Consider the following 15,979-nt stretch of genomic DNA (forward strand, 5'->3'; position numbering starts at 1 on the left):
AAACAGCAGTTTCCGAAGGCTCTTCTTCCGTTTCCCGGACGCCGTCCGGTGATTCGGGTGACGGGCGCACCTCCATACGCGGAGGAGTGTTACGCAGGGATGTTTTCTGGGTTGCCCCCGTATTCCTTACCGGTCTCCTCGTGAGGATCCTCGGAATCGGTAATTACCCATTCCCGAATGACGACGAGGGCACCTATCTCGCGCAGGCATGGGCCGTACAGCACGGTGATCTCGCGCATTACACCTACTGGTACGACCACCCGCCCCTGGGCTGGATCCAGCTCGCCACCGTCTCCTGGCTGCCCAACTGGCTCCTGCCCGACCTGCCCACCTTCGTGCAGGGGCGGATCGCCGTGCTGCCGGTGGCCGCGGCGTCGATGGTCCTGGTGTACGTGATCGGCCGGCGCCTCGGACTCGCCCGGCCCACCGCCGCCGCGGCCATGCTGCTGTACGCGCTGTCACCGCTCGCCGTGGTGCTGCACCGGCAAATCTACCTGGACAACTTCGCCGTCCTGTGGGTGCTGGTGTCCTTCGCGTTCGCGTTGTCACCGCGCCGCCACCTGTGGCACCACGTCGCGGCCGGCACGGCGTTCGCGGTGGCGGTGCTCTCCAAGGAGACCATCGGGGTCCTGCTGCCTGTCCTGCTGGTCACCCTCTGGCAGGGCAGCCACCCCAGCACCCGCAAGTTCTCCTTCGCCGGCTTCGGCTCCGGGTTCGTCCTGACCGGCCTGTTCTATCCGCTCTACGCCCTGCTCAAGGGCGAGCTGTTCCCCGGCGCCGGACACGTGTCGCTGCTCGGCACGCTCGCGTTCCAGCTCGGCGGACGCGAGGGCAGCGGCTCGGCCTTCGAGGAGGGCACCGACGCCCACCAGTTGTTCGCGGACTGGCTGGACCGGGACCCGTACCTGCTGATCGGCGGTGCCGCGGCGGCCGTGTGCGCGTTCGCGGTGCGCCGGCTGCGGCCGGCCGCGCTCGCCGTCCTGGTGCTGGCGCTGGTCGCGCTGCGGCCCGGCGGATACCTGCCGCAGATGTACATCGTGCAGGTCCTGCCGTTCCTGGCGCTCACCCTGGCCGGGCTCACGCAGGCCGTGGTGGCCCGGCTGCCCGGCAGGCCGCACCTGCGGACCGTCGCCGCCGTGGCGGCAGCGGCCGCCGCCGCGGCACTCGCCGGACCCCACTGGTACGAGCGGGACCGGGCCGCCGTGCAGGCCCACGACAACGGCGTCTACCACGACGCCGCGCGCTGGCTGCGCGAGACGCCCGTCGGCGACCGCGACCGGGTGCGCATCGTCACCGACGGCGTGCTCTGGCTGGACGCGGTCGACGCCGGCTACCGGCCGGGCACCGGTGTCATCTGGCACTACAAGCTCGACCAGGACCCGGCGGTCACCAAGACGCTGCCGCACGGCTGGAAGGACATCGACTACGTGGTGTCCACCGCGGCCCTGCGCGGTGAGCGCGAGCACCTGCCCACCCTGCGGGACCTGTTCGCGCACGGCACGCCCGTCGCCACCTTCGGCGAGGGCGGCGGCCGCATCGACATCCTCCGCATCGAGAACGACGAGTGACACGCGGGCCCCGCGCCGGAGGGGGGCCCGTGAACCAAGGGGGGACTCACATGTACGGAGCCCGAAGACCAGCATGGCGCCGGCCCCTGCCGCACGGCAGAACGCCCCGCCTGCTGCTGACCGCGCTCATGCTCTTCGCCGCCGCCCTCGGGCTCGGCCCGCTGGGCGCCCAACCCGCCACCGCCGCCACCAACCTGGTCAGGAACCCGGGCCTGGAGATCCTCGACGGGCCCTCCCGGTTCCCGCAGTGCTTCGAGAAGTCGGGCTGGGGAGACAACGACTTCACCTTCACCGTCACCGACGACGCCCACTCCGGCAGCCGTGCCGTCCGCATCGAGCTGACCCGGCGCGCCGACGGCGACCGCAAGACGATGATGCTGGAGAACTCCTGCGCCCCCCAGGTCACTCCGGACCACCAGTACGACCTGTCGTTCTGGTACAAGTCGACGACACCGAACGTGGCCTTCACCCTCTTCCGCCACGACACCGTCCAGGGCTGGGTCTACTGGACCGACCTCAAGACCCTGGAGCAGTCGGCGGACTGGACCCGCACCGAGGTCCGCACCCCGCTCATCCCGCCGAACACCGACCGGATCACCTGGGGCGGCGCCCTCTACGGCGTCGGCAGCCTCACCACCGACGACTACGCGATGACGGACGCCACCGTCCCCTCCGGCCCCGACCCCTGCACCACGGGCGGCACCGGACCGGAGTGCAAGGGCAAGTGGACCGTCCAGACCACCGAGATGCCGGTCCGGGCCATCCACTCGGTGCTGCTGCACACCGGCAAGGTCCTGCTGATCGCCGGCTCCGGCAACGACCTCGACATGTTCGAGGCCGGCACCTTCAAGACCTCGGTCTACGACCCGGTGGCGGGCACCTACACCGACATCCCGACGCCGGAGGACTTCTTCTGCGCCGGACACGTTCAGCTCCCCGACGGCCGCGTCCTGGTCATGGGCGGGAACAAGGACTACGCCGCACCCGACGGCAGCGTCGGCTACAAGGGCCTGCGGTCCAGCTACGTCTTCGACCCGGACCAGAACAAGTACATCAAGGTCAACGACATGCTGGCGGGCCACTGGTACCCGTCGGCGACCGCCATGGGCAACGGTGACGTCATCTCGCTGGGCGGCCTCGCCGAGGACTCCTCGGGCACGGTCGTCAACGAGCACTTCTCCCACGCCCAGAACAAGTGGCTGCCGCTCGGCGAGGCCAAGCAGGCCTGGTCCTTCTGGGGCCTGTACCCGTCGATGATCCTGCTCCAGGACGGCCGCCTCTTCTACACCGGCAGCCACGTCTTCGGCAACGGCCTGCCCGGCACCGGCGCCTCCGTCTACGACTACGACGCCGGGACCATCGCCGACGTACCCGGCCTGCGCAGGAAGGACGAGCGGGACCAGTCCATGTCGGTGCTGCTGCCGCCCGCCCAGGACCAGAAGGTCATCACCATCGGCGGCGGCAACCACACCGTCTCGCCCGACGCGCACCGGCTCGTCGACGTCATCGACCTGAAGGCCGACTCGCCGCGGTACGTGCCCGGCCCCGACCTGCCGCAGGGCCACTACCAGGACGGCACCCCGCAGACCGGCGACCAGGGCAAGGTGTACGTCTCGGCGGTCATCCTCCCGGACGGCAAGGTCCTGGAGACCGGCGGCGCCCTGCACACCTACCGCGAGGACCCGGTCTTCGAGGCGTCGATGTACGACCCGGCGACCAACACGTTCGAGCCGGGCCTGGCGACCGATCCGGTCCCGCGGACGTACCACTCCTCGTCCCTGCTGCTGCCCGACGGCCGGGTGCTGAGCGTCGGCGACAACCCGGGGGACGGCTCCTTCGACCAGCGCGTGTCGGTCTACGAACCGCCGTACCTCTTCAAGGGCGACCGGCCGCGGATCACCTCGGTGGCGAGCACGCGCTGGACGTACGGCACCGACCAGCGCATCACGGTCGACAAGCCGGTGGTGAAGGCGTCCCTGATCCGCCCGGCCGCGATCACCCACTCCTCCGACCCCAACCAGCGCTACGTCGACCTGCCGATGACGGTCGACGGCGACACCGTCGACCTCAGCCTGACCAGCAACCCCGACCTGGCCCCGCCCGGCTGGTACATGCTGTCCGTGGTCGACGCGAACGGCGTGCCGTCGGTGTCCAGGTGGGTGCGGATCGGCGCCGACGGGCAGGTCGCGGCGGCCCGCGTGCAGGAGTTCGCGGAGGATTTGGCGCAGATCCCGGCGAGCGAGAGGAGCTCGGTCAGCCCGGAGAGCACCGACCCCGCCGACCACCGGCACCACCAGGGTCACCAGGGCGTCGAGATGCCCGCCGGCTACGACGGCTGCGACCACTCCTACGGCACCGTCAGCCAGTGCGTGCCGTGGACGTTCCCGAAGAAGGTGAACGGGGTCGCGGAGCGGTGCGACTGGCTCAGGACGAAGGGCTACGGCACCGGCCTCGCGGTCGGCGGCCGTGACCGGCACGGCCTGGACCGCAACAAGGACGGCATCGCCTGCGGAAAGGGCGATGTGAGGAAGACGTAGCGGACAGGCCCTACCGGTCGCCCGCGAACTCCTTCAGGGCGCGCTCCACGATGGCTTCCAGCTGCTCGTGGTGCGCGCCCTTCCAGTACGCCCGCCCGCACTCCCGGCACTGCGCGAACACGTCGTACGACCGCTGTGTGCCGTGCTCGAGCTGGTCGGCGACCTCGTCCTTGGTGGCCTCCCTCAGCAGTCCGTTGCACGCGGTGCACCGCGTCCAGGGGCGCAGCTCGGGCGCGAACCGGTCGAGGACGTCGCGGAGTTGGTCGTCGGGCCGGGTGCTGTAGACGAACGCGCCGGCCCACAGCTCGCGGCGGCGCAGCAGACCCCGGTCACGGCTGAGCATGACCCGGCGCTCGGCCGCCGAGCGCGCGGCGAGCGCCGGATCGCCGATGTCCGTCGACTCGTACGCCGTGTCCACGCCCAGCAGCCGCAGCCGGCGGGCGAGGGTGCCGAGGTGGACGTCGAGGAGGAAGCGCAGCGGCGCGCCCGGGACCCGCTGGGGGCGCTCGACCGGGCGGACGCTCACCGACTCGCCGTGCGCCGGGATGTGCGAGACGGGCACCTCACGGCCGTCGACGACCAGGGTGCCGACCTCGGTCAGCGGGACGCCGAGGGACTCGACGACATGGCCCAGGGTGGAGAGCCCGTCGACAGCGAGGGCGTGCGCGCCGGACCGTCGGGCGTGCGGGACGAACAGGGCCAGCTCGGGGGCGACTTCGACGTGGATCTCGGGTGTGCTCACCCGGTCAGGATGGCACGGCGGGGCGGCGGGGCCTCAGGGCCTTTCCCGGGGGAGACCGTGCTCGAGGACGTCCAGCGTGCGGTCGACGAGGGAGGTCAGGTCGTCCTGGTGGCCCCTCTCGGCCCAGTACAGGGAGGTCTCCATCAGGCCGCCGATGAGGGACATGGCGTAGATGCGGACCTCCAGGCTGTCGGGGTCGCGGCCGGTGCGCTCGCCGATGGCGGTGCAGAGCATGCGGCCGGTGACCGACATGCTCTCCATCATCCGGGACCGCACCGCGGGGACCTCGACCATCAGCCGGGTCCGCAGCCGCGCCACCTCCATGTCGCCCTCGACGCCCGTGCGGATGGCCTCGCGCATCACATGCCGGATGCTCTTCGACCACGGCTCGTCGGCGGGCCGGGCCCGCAGGTCCTCCGCCAGGAGCGGGTCGTACTCGTCCGTGAGGACGATGTCCTCCTTGGTCGGGAAGTAGCGGAAGACGGTCGACGGTGACACCTCGGCCCGGTCGGCGATCTGCTCGATCGTCGTGGCCTCGTATCCCTGCTCCTCGACCAGGGCGTAGGTCGCGGTGCGGATCGCCTCGCGGGTCTTGATCTTCTTGCGTTCGCGGAGTCCGAGCTGGGGGCGGTCGGCTGAGGCGAGGGAGGAGCGTGCGGCCGTCATGAGGGTCATTGTCGGGCATCCGCCTCCGGGACGACCAGGTCAGGGGTTTGCGTTTGACGGCGGCGGGGCGCCGTCGGCAGGAACACGGCCGCGAGCAGCGCGGAGACGAGGGCGGCGACGCCGGACACGATCAGGACCAGGTCCATGCCGTGGACGTAGGCGCCGTCCGCGGAGGCGGCGAGGTGCGCGGAGCCCACCCGTTCGGCGACCAGGTGCGCGGCGACCACGGAGTCCCCCGCGGTCTCGGCCGCCCCGGGGGGCAGACCGGTGACGTCGAGGCGGTCGCGGAAGGCGGCGGACAGCAGGCTGCCGAGTACGGCGATGCCGATCGCGGCGCCGACCTGGCGCAGCGTCATCAGCAGACCGGAGCCGCTGCCGGCGCGGTCGGCGGGCAGGGTGGCGAGAGCGGCGGTCATGGCCGGGAGGAGGGCGAGGCCGAAACCGGCACCGGCGAGGGAGAGCCACAGCGCGGTGAAGCCGTAGCCGGAGTCGGCCGTCGTACGGCTGCCGAGGAGGCCGGCGAAGGCGAGGACCACCAGGCCCGCGCAGACCGCGGCCCGCGCGCCGAACCGTTCGGAGAGGGCCGGGACGGCCCTCGCGGCGACCGCGAGGCCGCCGACCAGCGGCAGCAGCCGGATGCCGGTACCGAGGGCGTCGTTGCCGAGGACGGCCTGGAGATACGGCGGCACGACGAACAGCAGCCCGGACAGGACGAACATGACCAGGGTCGCGGCGAGGGCGTTGAGCAGGAAGCCGCGGTCGGTGAGCAGGGTCATGTCGAGCATGGGGCGTGCCGTCCGCCGCTCCCGCCGGACGAGTGCGGCGAGCAGGACGGCGGATCCGGCGAACGTGCCCAGCACCAGCGGGTCGGCCCAGCCGCGCTCGGGGGCCTCGATGATCGCGTAGATGAGGGCGCCGAGCCCGGCGGCGGTGAACGCGGTGGAGAGGGCGTCGACCGTGGGGGAGGCGGGGTCACGGGTCTCGGGCAGCAGGACGACGCAGGCGAGGATGCCGATCGCGGCCATCGGCACGTTGATCAGGAAGACCGAGCCCCACCAGAAGTGGTCCAGGAGCCAGCCGCCGATGATCGGGCCGAGCGGCAGGCCGAGCGCGGAGCCGGTGGAGACGAGGGCGACGGCCCTGCCGCGTTCCCCGGGAGGAAACAGCGACGGCAGCACGGACAGCGCGAGCGGGGTGATCAGCGCTCCGCCGACGCCCATCACCGCACGGGCGGCGACGACCGGGGTGACGTCGTCGGCCAGCGCGCCCACCAGGGAGCCGGCCAGGAAGACGCCGAGCCCGCCGATCAGCATGCGCCGCCGCCCGAACCGGTCGCCCAGCAGTCCGGCGGGGAGCATCAGGGCCGCGAAGACGACGACGTAGGCGTCCGCCATCCACTGCTGTTCGCCGGTGCCGGCGCCGAGGTCCCGGGCCATCGTCGGCAGGGCCACGTTGAGGATCGTCAGGTCGAAGCCGAGCACCAGCATGCTCGCGACCAGGGCCCCGAGGGCCCACCAGCGGCGGGGGTGGGGTCCGGGGGAAGGGATAGGAGGCATGGAGTGAGAGTAACTGTCAAAATCCACGGACTGTCAATAGGGTGCTACTGTCGGAAGGGTGGTCCTGCTGTCCCGCGACACTCCGTGCGACGCGAAAGGTGCGGCTCCCTAACCGCCACCGGGCCCCCAGCGCGGAAGGCACGGCTCGGACGCCGCGACCGGCCCCCGGGCGCGAAGGCGCCGCTCGGCAGCCGTGACCGGTTCGCGCAACGCGAAAGGGCCACGGCTCGGAAGCCGTGGCCCTGGAAAAGGCGGGAAAAGGTCTATGCGTGCTGGTATGCCACCAGCGAGATGCCCACGTAGTGCACGGCGAACGCGGCCAGCGTGAAGGAGTGGAAGACCTCGTGGAAGCCGAACCAGCGCGGTGAGGGGTTGGGTCGCTGGAGGCCGTAGATCACGCCGCCCACGCTGTAGAGCAGGCCGCCCACGACCACCAGGACGAGGACGGCGACGCCGCCCGTGCGCAGGAAGTCCGGCAGGAAAAACACGGCCGCCCAGCCCATCGCGATGTAGCACGGGGTGTACAGCCAGCGCGGCGCGCCCACCCAGAACACCCGGAAGAGGATGCCGGCCGCCGCGGCGGCCCAGATGCCCCACAGCAGCCACTGACCCTTGGCTCCCGGCAGGAGCAGCATGGTGAGCGGGGTGTAGGTGCCCGCGATGATCAGGAAGATGTTCGCGTGGTCGAGGCGGCGCAGGATGCCGTCCATGCGCGGGCTCCAGTCGCCCCGGTGGTACAGCGCGCTCACGCCGAACAGCAGGCAGGCGGTCAGGGCGTAGATGCCGCAGGCCACGCGGCCGCGGGGGGAGTCGGCGAGTGCGGTGAGCACGAGACCCGCGATGAGGGCGGCCGGGAACATGCCGAGGTGCAGCCAGCCGCGGAGCTTGGGCTTGACCGGATGCGGCAGGGAGAGCGCGACAGGGCCCTGGCCGGCGGCCGGAGTCTCCGTACGCGCGTCGGGAGCGGACGCAGTCATGCGCCGCATCGTACCTACGGAACCGTAAGTTACGGCTCAACCAGGCCGGATGAGGGGCGAAGAGTGGCCATCATCTCACGGTCTCCGGAGGCCCGCGAGGGCGTCGGGATGCCCACGTGGCGAGCCTCACGCCGCTCATCTGTGACGTCCTCTGGACAGATGCGCCGAGGCGTCGGATGATCAAATGAGTGCGGTCGGCACCGGATGAGCGCTCAGCAGCTCGCTGCGAAGCATCCGGGTCGCGGCCCCCACGGGGCAGACAAGGACAAAATCCCTCACCTAGGAGCGATCGTGGCGCGCGACATCGCGGCTCCCCCCGTCATCCCCACCCAGCACCAGGACCTGATCTCGTGGGTCAACGAGATCGCCGAACTGACCCAGCCGGACAACGTGGTCTGGTGTGACGGATCCGAGGCCGAGTACCAGCGCCTGTGCGAGGAGCTGGTCGAGAAGGGCACCTTCAGGAAACTCGACCCGATCAAGCGCCCCAACTCGTACTACGCGGCCTCCGACCCGACCGATGTCGCCCGGGTCGAGGACCGCACCTTCATCTGCTCCGAGAAGGAGGAGGACGCGGGCCCGACCAACCACTGGAAGGCCCCCGCGGAGATGCGGGAGATCTTCCAGGGCGAGAAGGGCGTCTTCCGCGGCTCGATGCGCGGCCGGACGATGTACGTCGTCCCGTTCTGCATGGGACCGCTCGGCTCGGACCTCTCCGCGATCGGCGTCGAGATCACCGACTCCGCCTACGTCGCCGTGTCCATGCGCACCATGACCCGGATGGGACAGCCGGTCCTGGACGAGCTGGGCTCCGACGGCTTCTTCGTGCGTGCCGTGCACACGCTCGGGGCGCCGCTGGAGGAGGGCGAGCAGGACGTCCCGTGGCCCTGCAACAGCACCAAGTACATCTCCCACTTCCCGGAGACCCGCGAGATCTGGTCCTACGGATCCGGCTACGGCGGCAACGCCCTGCTCGGCAAGAAGTGCTACGCCCTGCGCATCGCCTCCGTCATGGCGCGCGACGAGGGCTGGCTCGCCGAGCACATGCTCATCCTCAAGCTGACCCCGCCGCAGGGCGAGTCCAAGTACGTCGCCGCCGCCTTCCCGAGCGCCTGCGGCAAGACGAACCTCGCCATGCTGGAGCCGACGATCTCCGGCTGGACGGTGGAGACGATCGGCGACGACATCGCCTGGATGCGTTTCGGCGAGGACGGCCGCCTGTACGCCATCAACCCCGAGGCCGGCTTCTTCGGCGTCGCGCCCGGCACCGGTGAGCACACCAACGCCAACGCGATGAAGACGCTGTGGGGCAACTCCGTCTTCACCAACGTGGCCCTCACCGACGACAACGACATCTGGTGGGAGGGCATGACGGAGGAGACTCCGGCCCACCTGACGGACTGGAAGGGCAACGACTGGACGCCGGAGTCCGGCACCCCGGCCGCCCACCCCAATGCCCGCTTCACCGTCCCCGCCGCGCAGTGCCCGATCATCGCGCCGGAGTGGGAGGACCCCAAGGGCGTGCCGATCTCGGCGATCCTCTTCGGCGGGCGCCGCGCCACCGCCGTCCCGCTGGTCACGGAGTCCTTCGACTGGAACCACGGCGTCTTCCTCGGCGCCAACGTGGCCTCCGAGAAGACCGCCGCGGCCGAGGGCAAGGTCGGTGAGCTGCGCCGCGACCCGTTCGCCATGCTGCCGTTCTGCGGCTACAACATGGGCGACTACATGGGCCACTGGATCGACGTCGCCAAGGACAAGGACCAGTCCAAGCTGCCGAAGATCTACTACGTCAACTGGTTCCGCAAGAACGACGAGGGCCAGTTCGTCTGGCCCGGCTTCGGCGAGAACAGCCGCGTCCTGAAGTGGATCGTGGAGCGCCTGGAGGGCAGGGCGGAGGGCGTCGAGACCCCGATCGGCATCCTGCCGACCAAGGAGGCCCTCGACACGAACGGGCTCGACCTGTCCGACTCCGACCTGGACTTCCTGCTCACCGTCGACAAGGAGGTCTGGCGCGAGGAGGCCGCCCTGGTCCCCGATCACCTCAACACCTTCGGCGACCACACGCCCGAGGAGCTCTGGGACGAGTACCGCGCACTGGTGCAGCGCCTGGGCTGAGAAAGCCCCCCAAGACGCCGCGGCCGGCTCCGATCGTGCCCTGACCAGCAACATCGTCACGGCCGGCCGCGGTGAGCACCAAGGACCGGCGAGGCTCCGCACAACGGCGTGAGGAGCCCTGGGCCTGTCGTCGTCCCCCCGTCCGCCCCGACGGACGGGACGACGGCAGGCCTTCGCCCGTACATCCGGCACGCCGGCAGGCCTTCGCCCGCACGGCCACGGACCGCGACCCGTCCTCCGAGTAACCGCTCTCGCGACGCCTGCTGCCGCGCCTGAGTCGCGCGCAGACCGACGGAAGGTCAGTACCGGACCGGCCGGCCCGCACACGCTTCCCGTGGCCCGCCCCGATGAGCGGCCGAACCCCGTCGGCCTTCGAGCAGCACCCGGTTTCCAGGGGCGCGGGGAACCGCGCGGCCCGCCACGAAGAACCCGCGGCCGCCGCAGGACGCGGAGCCCTGCGGCGGAACGGCGAACGTCGGCCGAAGCCGACGCGGTGTCATGGCGCCCGGTCCGCGCGTCGCTGCGGGTGCACGCGGACCGGGGCCGTTCAAGGGGACCCCTCGAAGGGGTCAGCCGGCGGTGCTCAGCTCCTTCTGCTCCGCCAGCGCGGCGGCGTGCGCGTCCATGCGCTCCGCCACCAGGATCGCCACAGCCGTGTCCGCGCGGGACGCCGCGACGACGAGCGCGCGGCCCGCCAGGGTGTGCGCCCGCTCGTGGAGGGCCGCCAGGGGCGGCTCGGACCGGTTGGCGGTCGGGGTCGTACGGACCGGCGTCCGTCCTCCCCTCAGCCGGGCCACCTGCTGCGCGAGCCGTCCGGCCGCGGTGTCCAGGTCGCTGGACGGTGACTGCGCGCGCAGCTCGTCGGTGACGGCGAGCAGTGCCGCGAGATGCCCCGCGAGCTGGATGTCCAGCTCCTCCTCGCGGGACCGGTGGGGGAAGTCGGAGGTGGTGCCGGCCATCGTGCTGTGGACCGACTTGGTACGGATCGGTTCGTACATGAGGATGGCCTCCCGTGCTCTGACAGGAAACCATCCTAGCTTAGATCTCGTCTAAAGTTGAGCCGATCACAAAACCGGGACCGGTCCATCACCGGCCGTGAGCGCGTGAGGCGTCAGTGCTGGCCGTAGCCGTCCAGGAAGCGCCCGATGCGGCCCATCGCGTCCCTGAGGTCCGTCACCGTCGGCAGGGTCACCACGCGGAAGTGGTCCGGCTCCGGCCAGTTGAAGCCGGTGCCCTGGACCACCATGATCTTCTCCCGGCGCAGCAGGTCGAGGACCATCCGCCGGTCGTCCTTGATCTTGAACACCGTGGGGTCCAGCCGCGGGAAGAGGTACAGCGCCCCCTTGGGGCGGACGCACGTCACGCCCGGGATCTGCGTCAGCAGCTCGTACGCCGTGTCCATCTGCTCCTTGAGCCGCCCGCCGGGCAGCACCAGGTCGTTGATGGTCTGCCGGCCGCTCAGCGCGGCCACCACGCCGTGCTGGCCCGGCATGTTCGCGCACAGCCGCATGTTCGCCAGGATCGTCAGACCCTCGATGTAGGAGTCGGCGTGGGCGCGCGGGCCGGAGATCGACATCCAGCCGACCCGGTAGCCGGCCACCCGGTACGCCTTCGACATGCCGTTGAAGGTGAGGGTCAGCAGGTCCGGGGCGACGGCGGCGGTCGGGGTGTGCTCGGCGCCGTCGTAGAGGATCTTGTCGTAGATCTCGTCCGAGCAGACCAGCAGGTTGTGACGGCGGGCGATGTCCGTCAGGCCCCGCACCATCGCCTCGTCGTACACCGCGCCCGTCGGGTTGTTCGGGTTGATGATGACGATCGCCTTGGTGCGGTCGGTGACCTTGCGCTCGACGTCGGCGAGGTCCGGCATCCAGTCCGACTGCTCGTCGCAGCGGTAGTGGACGGCCGTGCCGCCGGAGAGGGAGACGGCCGCCGTCCACAGCGGGTAGTCGGGGGCCGGGACGAGGACCTCGTCCCCGTCGTCCAGCAGGCCCTGCATCGCCATCACGATCAGCTCGGACACGCCGTTGCCGATGAAGACGTGCTCGACGTCCGTCTCGATGCCCAGGGTCTGGTTGTGCATGACGACCGCCCGGCGCGCGGCGAGCAGGCCCTTGGCGTCGCCGTAGCCGTGGGCCGAGGAGACGTTGCGGAGGATGTCCTCCAGGATCTCCGGCGGGCAGTCGAAGCCGAACGCGGCCGGATTCCCGGTGTTCAGCTTGAGGATGCGGTGCCCCGCCGCTTCCAGGCGCATCGCCTCCTCGAGAACCGGACCCCGGATCTCGTAACAGACATTGGCGAGCTTGGTCGACTGGATCACCTGCATGTCTGGGAGCTTACGGCTCGGTAACGCCTCTCGGGGCGTGTTTTCCGCCACGTGAGACGCGTGGTTTGGGTGGGTATCGCCGTCCGCTGTCCCAGGCGCCCCATGGGTATCTACAATCCGCGCCCATGTCCAGGCCAGGTGAGAGCGGAGCGCCCGAGGTGCGGCCGAACGTGTACCTCCCGTACGCCGCGACCGACCCGTCCTCGTACGAGGAGTACGCCGATCCGGCGGCCGCTCACGGGTGGGAGAACGCGTACGACGAGACGACCGAGCTGCCTCGCGTCCCACAGGATCCGCGCCCGGGCATGCCCGGCGGGCGCGCGGACCGGCGCCGTGCCGCCCGTCGGCCGCGCCGGGTGGTGCTCGCCGTCGGGGCGGTGGGGGCGGTGTCCCTGGCCGCGGTGGTCGCGGGGCTGGCCTTCTCCGGGTCCCCCGAGGACGGCGGGTCGCGGGAGAAGCAGGAGGGCGCGCGGTCGGCGCCCGCCGGGCCGGCCGAACCCGGCGGATCGGCGTCCCCGTCCGCGGACCCGACCGTGTCCCCGACCGGCACCCCCGACGCGGGCCCGACGCGGGGCGCGTCCTCCGGGGCGGGCGCCACGGTGTCCTCGGCGCCCCCGGCCACCCCCTCGGCCGCGGCGCCCACGGTTTCCCCGTCGGCCGGTCCGACGTCCGCGGAGCCCTCCCCGGAGTCCTCCGGCAAGGAGGGCCGGAAGGGGCGCGGGCCGGGGGCCTCCAAAGGGCCCCGGTAGGCGGGAGGGCGCCACCCCTGAGCCGCCCCCCGGCGCCCGTCCCTGAGCCGCCCGTCCCGGCGCGCGCCCCTGAGCCGCCGCCCCGCCCCTCGCCGGGAGTCCCCCGGCTGAAAAGCGACCCTTGTCCTCCCCCCTCCCTGCGCTAACAATGCGCATGACAAATCAGCGGGCGACCGGAAGATCTCCGGTCGCCTCGTCGTAAGAGGGGACCCCCACATGAGAAAGCCTCTCGTTGCCGCGCTCTTCGCCCTGGCGATCGCCGGGGCCGGCGCGGCGCCCGCGGTCGCGGCGCCCGTGACATCGACTCCGGCGACCACGGAGAAGGCGGGCGCGGTGAAGGCGGCCGCCGTGAAGGCGGACGCCGAGGCCGCGTCGCCGACGCTCCAGGCCGTCACCCTCGCCGGGACCGTCGCGCTGAGCAACTGTTCCGGGTCCGTCGTGCGCTTCCCGAACTCCCTCGACACCGACCCGGCGCTGGTGCTGACCAACGGCCACTGCCTGGAGACCGGGTTCCCGGCACCCGGTGAGGTGATCGTCAACCGGGCGTCCAGCCGCACCTTCGGCCTGCTCAACTCGTCCGGCACCCGTGTCGCGACGCTGCGGGCCAGCAAGATCGCCTACTCGACGATGACCGACACGGACGCCACGATCTACCAGCTCACCACCACGTACGCGACGATACGGAGCTCCTACGGCATCAGCCCGCTCACCGTGCAGGACACGCACCCCACCGCCGGCACCGCGATCACCGTCGCCTCCGGCTACTGGAAGCGGCTCTACAGCTGCAACATCGACGGGTTCGTGTACCGGATGAAGGAGGGCGACTGGACCTGGAAGGACTCGGTCCGTTACACCTCCGCCTGCCAGACCATCGGCGGCACCTCGGGCTCCCCCGTCGTCGACCAGGCCACCGGCAAGGTCGTCGCCGTGAACAACACCGGCAACGAGGACGGCGGGACCTGCACGGTGAACAACCCGTGCGAGATCGACGCCGCCGGCAACGTCACCGTCCGCCAGGGCATCAACTACGCCCAGCAGACCTACCAGTTCCCGGCCTGCTTCACGACCCGCAACCAGCTGAACCTCAGCGCCGCCGGCTGCACCCTGCCCAAGCCGTAACCGGACCGGGGCCTACGGGGTCCTGCGCACCGACCGCCCCGCCAGCACGTCCGTCCGCCGCCCGTCCTCGATCACGAACCGGCCGTCGACGAGGACGTACGGGATGCCGGTGGGCGGCGTGCGCGGGGCGTCGTAGGTGGAGCCCGCCGCGACCGTCCGCGGATCGAACAGGACCAGATCGGCCCGGTACCCCTCGCGGACCAGCCCGCGGTCCGGCAGCCGCAGCCGGGCCGCCGGGCGTCCCGTGAGGTGGGCGACGCACTCCTCCAGCGACAGCACCTCCAACTCCCGCACGTAGTGGCCGAGGTAGTGCGGGAAGGTGCCGTACGCGCGCGGGTGCGGCTTGGTGCCCCGGAGGATGCCGTCCGAGCCGCCGGTGTGGACCCGGTGGCGCATGATGGCCCGCACGTTCTCCTCGTGGCCCACGTGCTGGAGGATCGTGGGGGCCAGGCGGTCCTCCAGGAGGAGGCGGCGGGCCGTGGTCCAGGGGGTCTCGCCGCGCAGGTCCGCCGACGCCCGGACCGTCCGGCCCACGTACGCGCCGAGGCCCGGGCCGCCGACGCCCGAGATCTCGATGGTGTCCCAGTCGACGGGCACGCCGTGGCAGCCGTCCGCGCCGACGACCTCCAGGTGGTGGCGGATCCGCTCGGCGGTCTCCTCGTCCGCCAGCCGCCGCAGGATCTCCTCTGGCCCGCCCTCGCTCGCCCAGCTCGGCAGCAGGGCGACCAGCGTGGTGCAGCCGGGGGTGTACGGATAGGTGTCGAGGGTGATGTCGGCGCCGGCGGCCAGCGCGTCGTCGAGGAGGGCCAGCAGTTCGGGGGCGCGGCCCTTGTTCACGCCGAAGTTCATGGTGGCGTGGGCGAGATGGAGCGCACAGCCCGCCTCCCGGGCCAGCGCCACCATCTCCGCGTACGCCTCCAGGGCCCCCGCGCCGTAGGAGCGGTGGTGCGGGCAGTAGTAGCCGCCGTACGACGCCACCACCCGGCACAGCTCGGTCAGTTCGGCGTCCTCGGCGTACATGCCGGGCGTGTAGGTGAGCCCGGAGGACATGCCGACCGCGCCCTGTTCCAGACCCTCGGCGACCAGCTGCCGCATCCGGTCCAGCTCGCCGGGCGTCGCCTTCCGGTCCTCCCAGCCGACGGCGAGCGCGCGGACGGTTCCCTGGGGGACCAGATAGGCCGCGTTGACCGCGACGCCGCGGTCCAGGCGGTCCAGGTACTCGCCCACCGACCGCCAGTCGAAGTCGATGTCCTCGCCGTAGCCGTTCCAGCCGGCGATCGCCCGCCGCACCCCGTCGAGCGTGCGGTCGTCGACCGGGGCGTAGGACAGGCCGTCCTGGCCCAGGACCTCGAGCGTCACGCCCTGCGCCGCCTTCGCGCTGTGGTCGGGGTCGCGCAGCAGGGCGAGGTCGCTGTGGGCGTGCATGTCGATGAAACCGGGGGAGAGCACCAGGCCCTCGGCGTCCAGCTCGCGGACCGCCCGGGGACGCTGGCAGCCCGCGGCCGCCGCCTCCTTGACGATCGCGACGATCCGGCCGCGGTCGACCACGACGTCGGCGCGGTACGACGGTTCGCCGGAGCCGTCCACGACGTCCGCGTCCCGGATGACGAGCTCTTCCACGACCGGC

At 71.5% G+C, this 15,979-nt stretch carries 12 protein-coding genes; 5 read left to right on the forward strand and 7 right to left on the reverse strand.

The features are described from left to right. The first annotated feature begins 140 nt into the window (after positions 1 to 140). Positions 141 to 1,568, forward strand: a complete 1,428-nt coding sequence (locus tag ACIBBD_RS13750) for an ArnT family glycosyltransferase (RefSeq protein ID WP_399419560.1) — start codon at positions 141 to 143, stop codon at positions 1,566 to 1,568. 50 nt (positions 1,569 to 1,618) lie between these two features. Continuing rightward, the gene (locus ACIBBD_RS13755; RefSeq protein WP_399419561.1) at positions 1,619 to 4,105 is read left to right on the forward strand and encodes a galactose oxidase-like domain-containing protein; all 2,487 of its coding nucleotides are present in this window, start codon (positions 1,619 to 1,621) and stop codon (positions 4,103 to 4,105) included. A 10-nt stretch (positions 4,106 to 4,115) separates the two neighbouring features. Here the strand turns inward: ACIBBD_RS13755 and ACIBBD_RS13760 are convergent, their stop codons facing one another. The 4 genes from ACIBBD_RS13760 to ACIBBD_RS13775 all read right to left on the reverse strand — a co-directional run bounded on the left by ACIBBD_RS13760 (position 4,116) and on the right by ACIBBD_RS13775 (position 8,046). Beyond that, a complete protein-coding gene (locus ACIBBD_RS13760; protein ID WP_399419562.1) occupies positions 4,116 to 4,847 on the reverse strand; it encodes a Mut7-C RNAse domain-containing protein in 732 nt (243 codons plus the stop codon). A 33-nt stretch (positions 4,848 to 4,880) separates the two neighbouring features. Next, complete coding sequence (locus ACIBBD_RS13765; protein ID WP_399419563.1) at positions 4,881 to 5,522, reverse strand: TetR/AcrR family transcriptional regulator; 642 nt, start codon at positions 5,520 to 5,522, stop codon at positions 4,881 to 4,883. Beyond that, positions 5,519 to 7,069 (reverse strand): MFS transporter, encoded by a 1,551-nt coding sequence (locus ACIBBD_RS13770; protein ID WP_399419564.1) that lies wholly within the window; start codon positions 7,067 to 7,069, stop codon positions 5,519 to 5,521. Before ACIBBD_RS13770 ends, ACIBBD_RS13765 begins: the two co-directional genes overlap by 4 nt. 263 nt (positions 7,070 to 7,332) lie before the next feature. Further along, positions 7,333 to 8,046 carry a hemolysin III family protein gene (locus ACIBBD_RS13775; protein WP_399419565.1) on the reverse strand — a complete coding sequence of 238 codons (714 nt, stop codon included), beginning with the start codon at positions 8,044 to 8,046 and terminating at the stop codon, positions 7,333 to 7,335. 291 nt (positions 8,047 to 8,337) lie between these two features. Here ACIBBD_RS13775 and ACIBBD_RS13780 point away from each other — a divergent pair, with 291 nt between their 5' ends. Then, complete coding sequence (locus tag ACIBBD_RS13780) at positions 8,338 to 10,161, forward strand: phosphoenolpyruvate carboxykinase (GTP) (protein WP_399419566.1); 1,824 nt, start codon at positions 8,338 to 8,340, stop codon at positions 10,159 to 10,161. A gap of 569 nt (positions 10,162 to 10,730) precedes the next feature. Here ACIBBD_RS13780 and ACIBBD_RS13785 read toward each other — a convergent pair. Then, positions 10,731 to 11,159: a hypothetical protein gene (locus ACIBBD_RS13785; protein ID WP_399419567.1), complete on the reverse strand. Its 429-nt coding sequence runs from the start codon at positions 11,157 to 11,159 to the stop codon at positions 10,731 to 10,733. A 113-nt stretch (positions 11,160 to 11,272) separates the two neighbouring features. Next, positions 11,273 to 12,484: a pyridoxal phosphate-dependent aminotransferase gene (locus ACIBBD_RS13790; RefSeq protein WP_399419568.1), complete on the reverse strand. Its 1,212-nt coding sequence runs from the start codon at positions 12,482 to 12,484 to the stop codon at positions 11,273 to 11,275. A 125-nt stretch (positions 12,485 to 12,609) separates the two neighbouring features. Between ACIBBD_RS13790 and ACIBBD_RS13795 the strand changes: the two genes are divergently transcribed. Together ACIBBD_RS13795 and ACIBBD_RS13800 are read left to right on the forward strand one after the other, a co-directional pair. After that, positions 12,610 to 13,233 (forward strand): hypothetical protein, encoded by a 624-nt coding sequence (locus ACIBBD_RS13795; protein WP_399419569.1) that lies wholly within the window; start codon positions 12,610 to 12,612, stop codon positions 13,231 to 13,233. Positions 13,234 to 13,449: 216 nt separating this feature from the next. Then, positions 13,450 to 14,352 (forward strand): serine protease, encoded by a 903-nt coding sequence (locus ACIBBD_RS13800; protein ID WP_399419570.1) that lies wholly within the window; start codon positions 13,450 to 13,452, stop codon positions 14,350 to 14,352. Between the two features lie 12 nt (positions 14,353 to 14,364). Here the strand turns inward: ACIBBD_RS13800 and ACIBBD_RS13805 are convergent, their stop codons facing one another. Then, entirely contained in the window at positions 14,365 to 15,972 is a 1,608-nt protein-coding gene (locus tag ACIBBD_RS13805) for an amidohydrolase family protein (RefSeq protein WP_399419571.1), read from the reverse strand. Positions 15,973 to 15,979: the final 7 nt, after the last annotated feature.

Origin of the sequence: Streptomyces sp. NPDC051315 (assembly GCF_044455165.1) — a bacterium.
Lineage (GTDB): Bacteria > Actinomycetota > Actinomycetes > Streptomycetales > Streptomycetaceae > Streptomyces.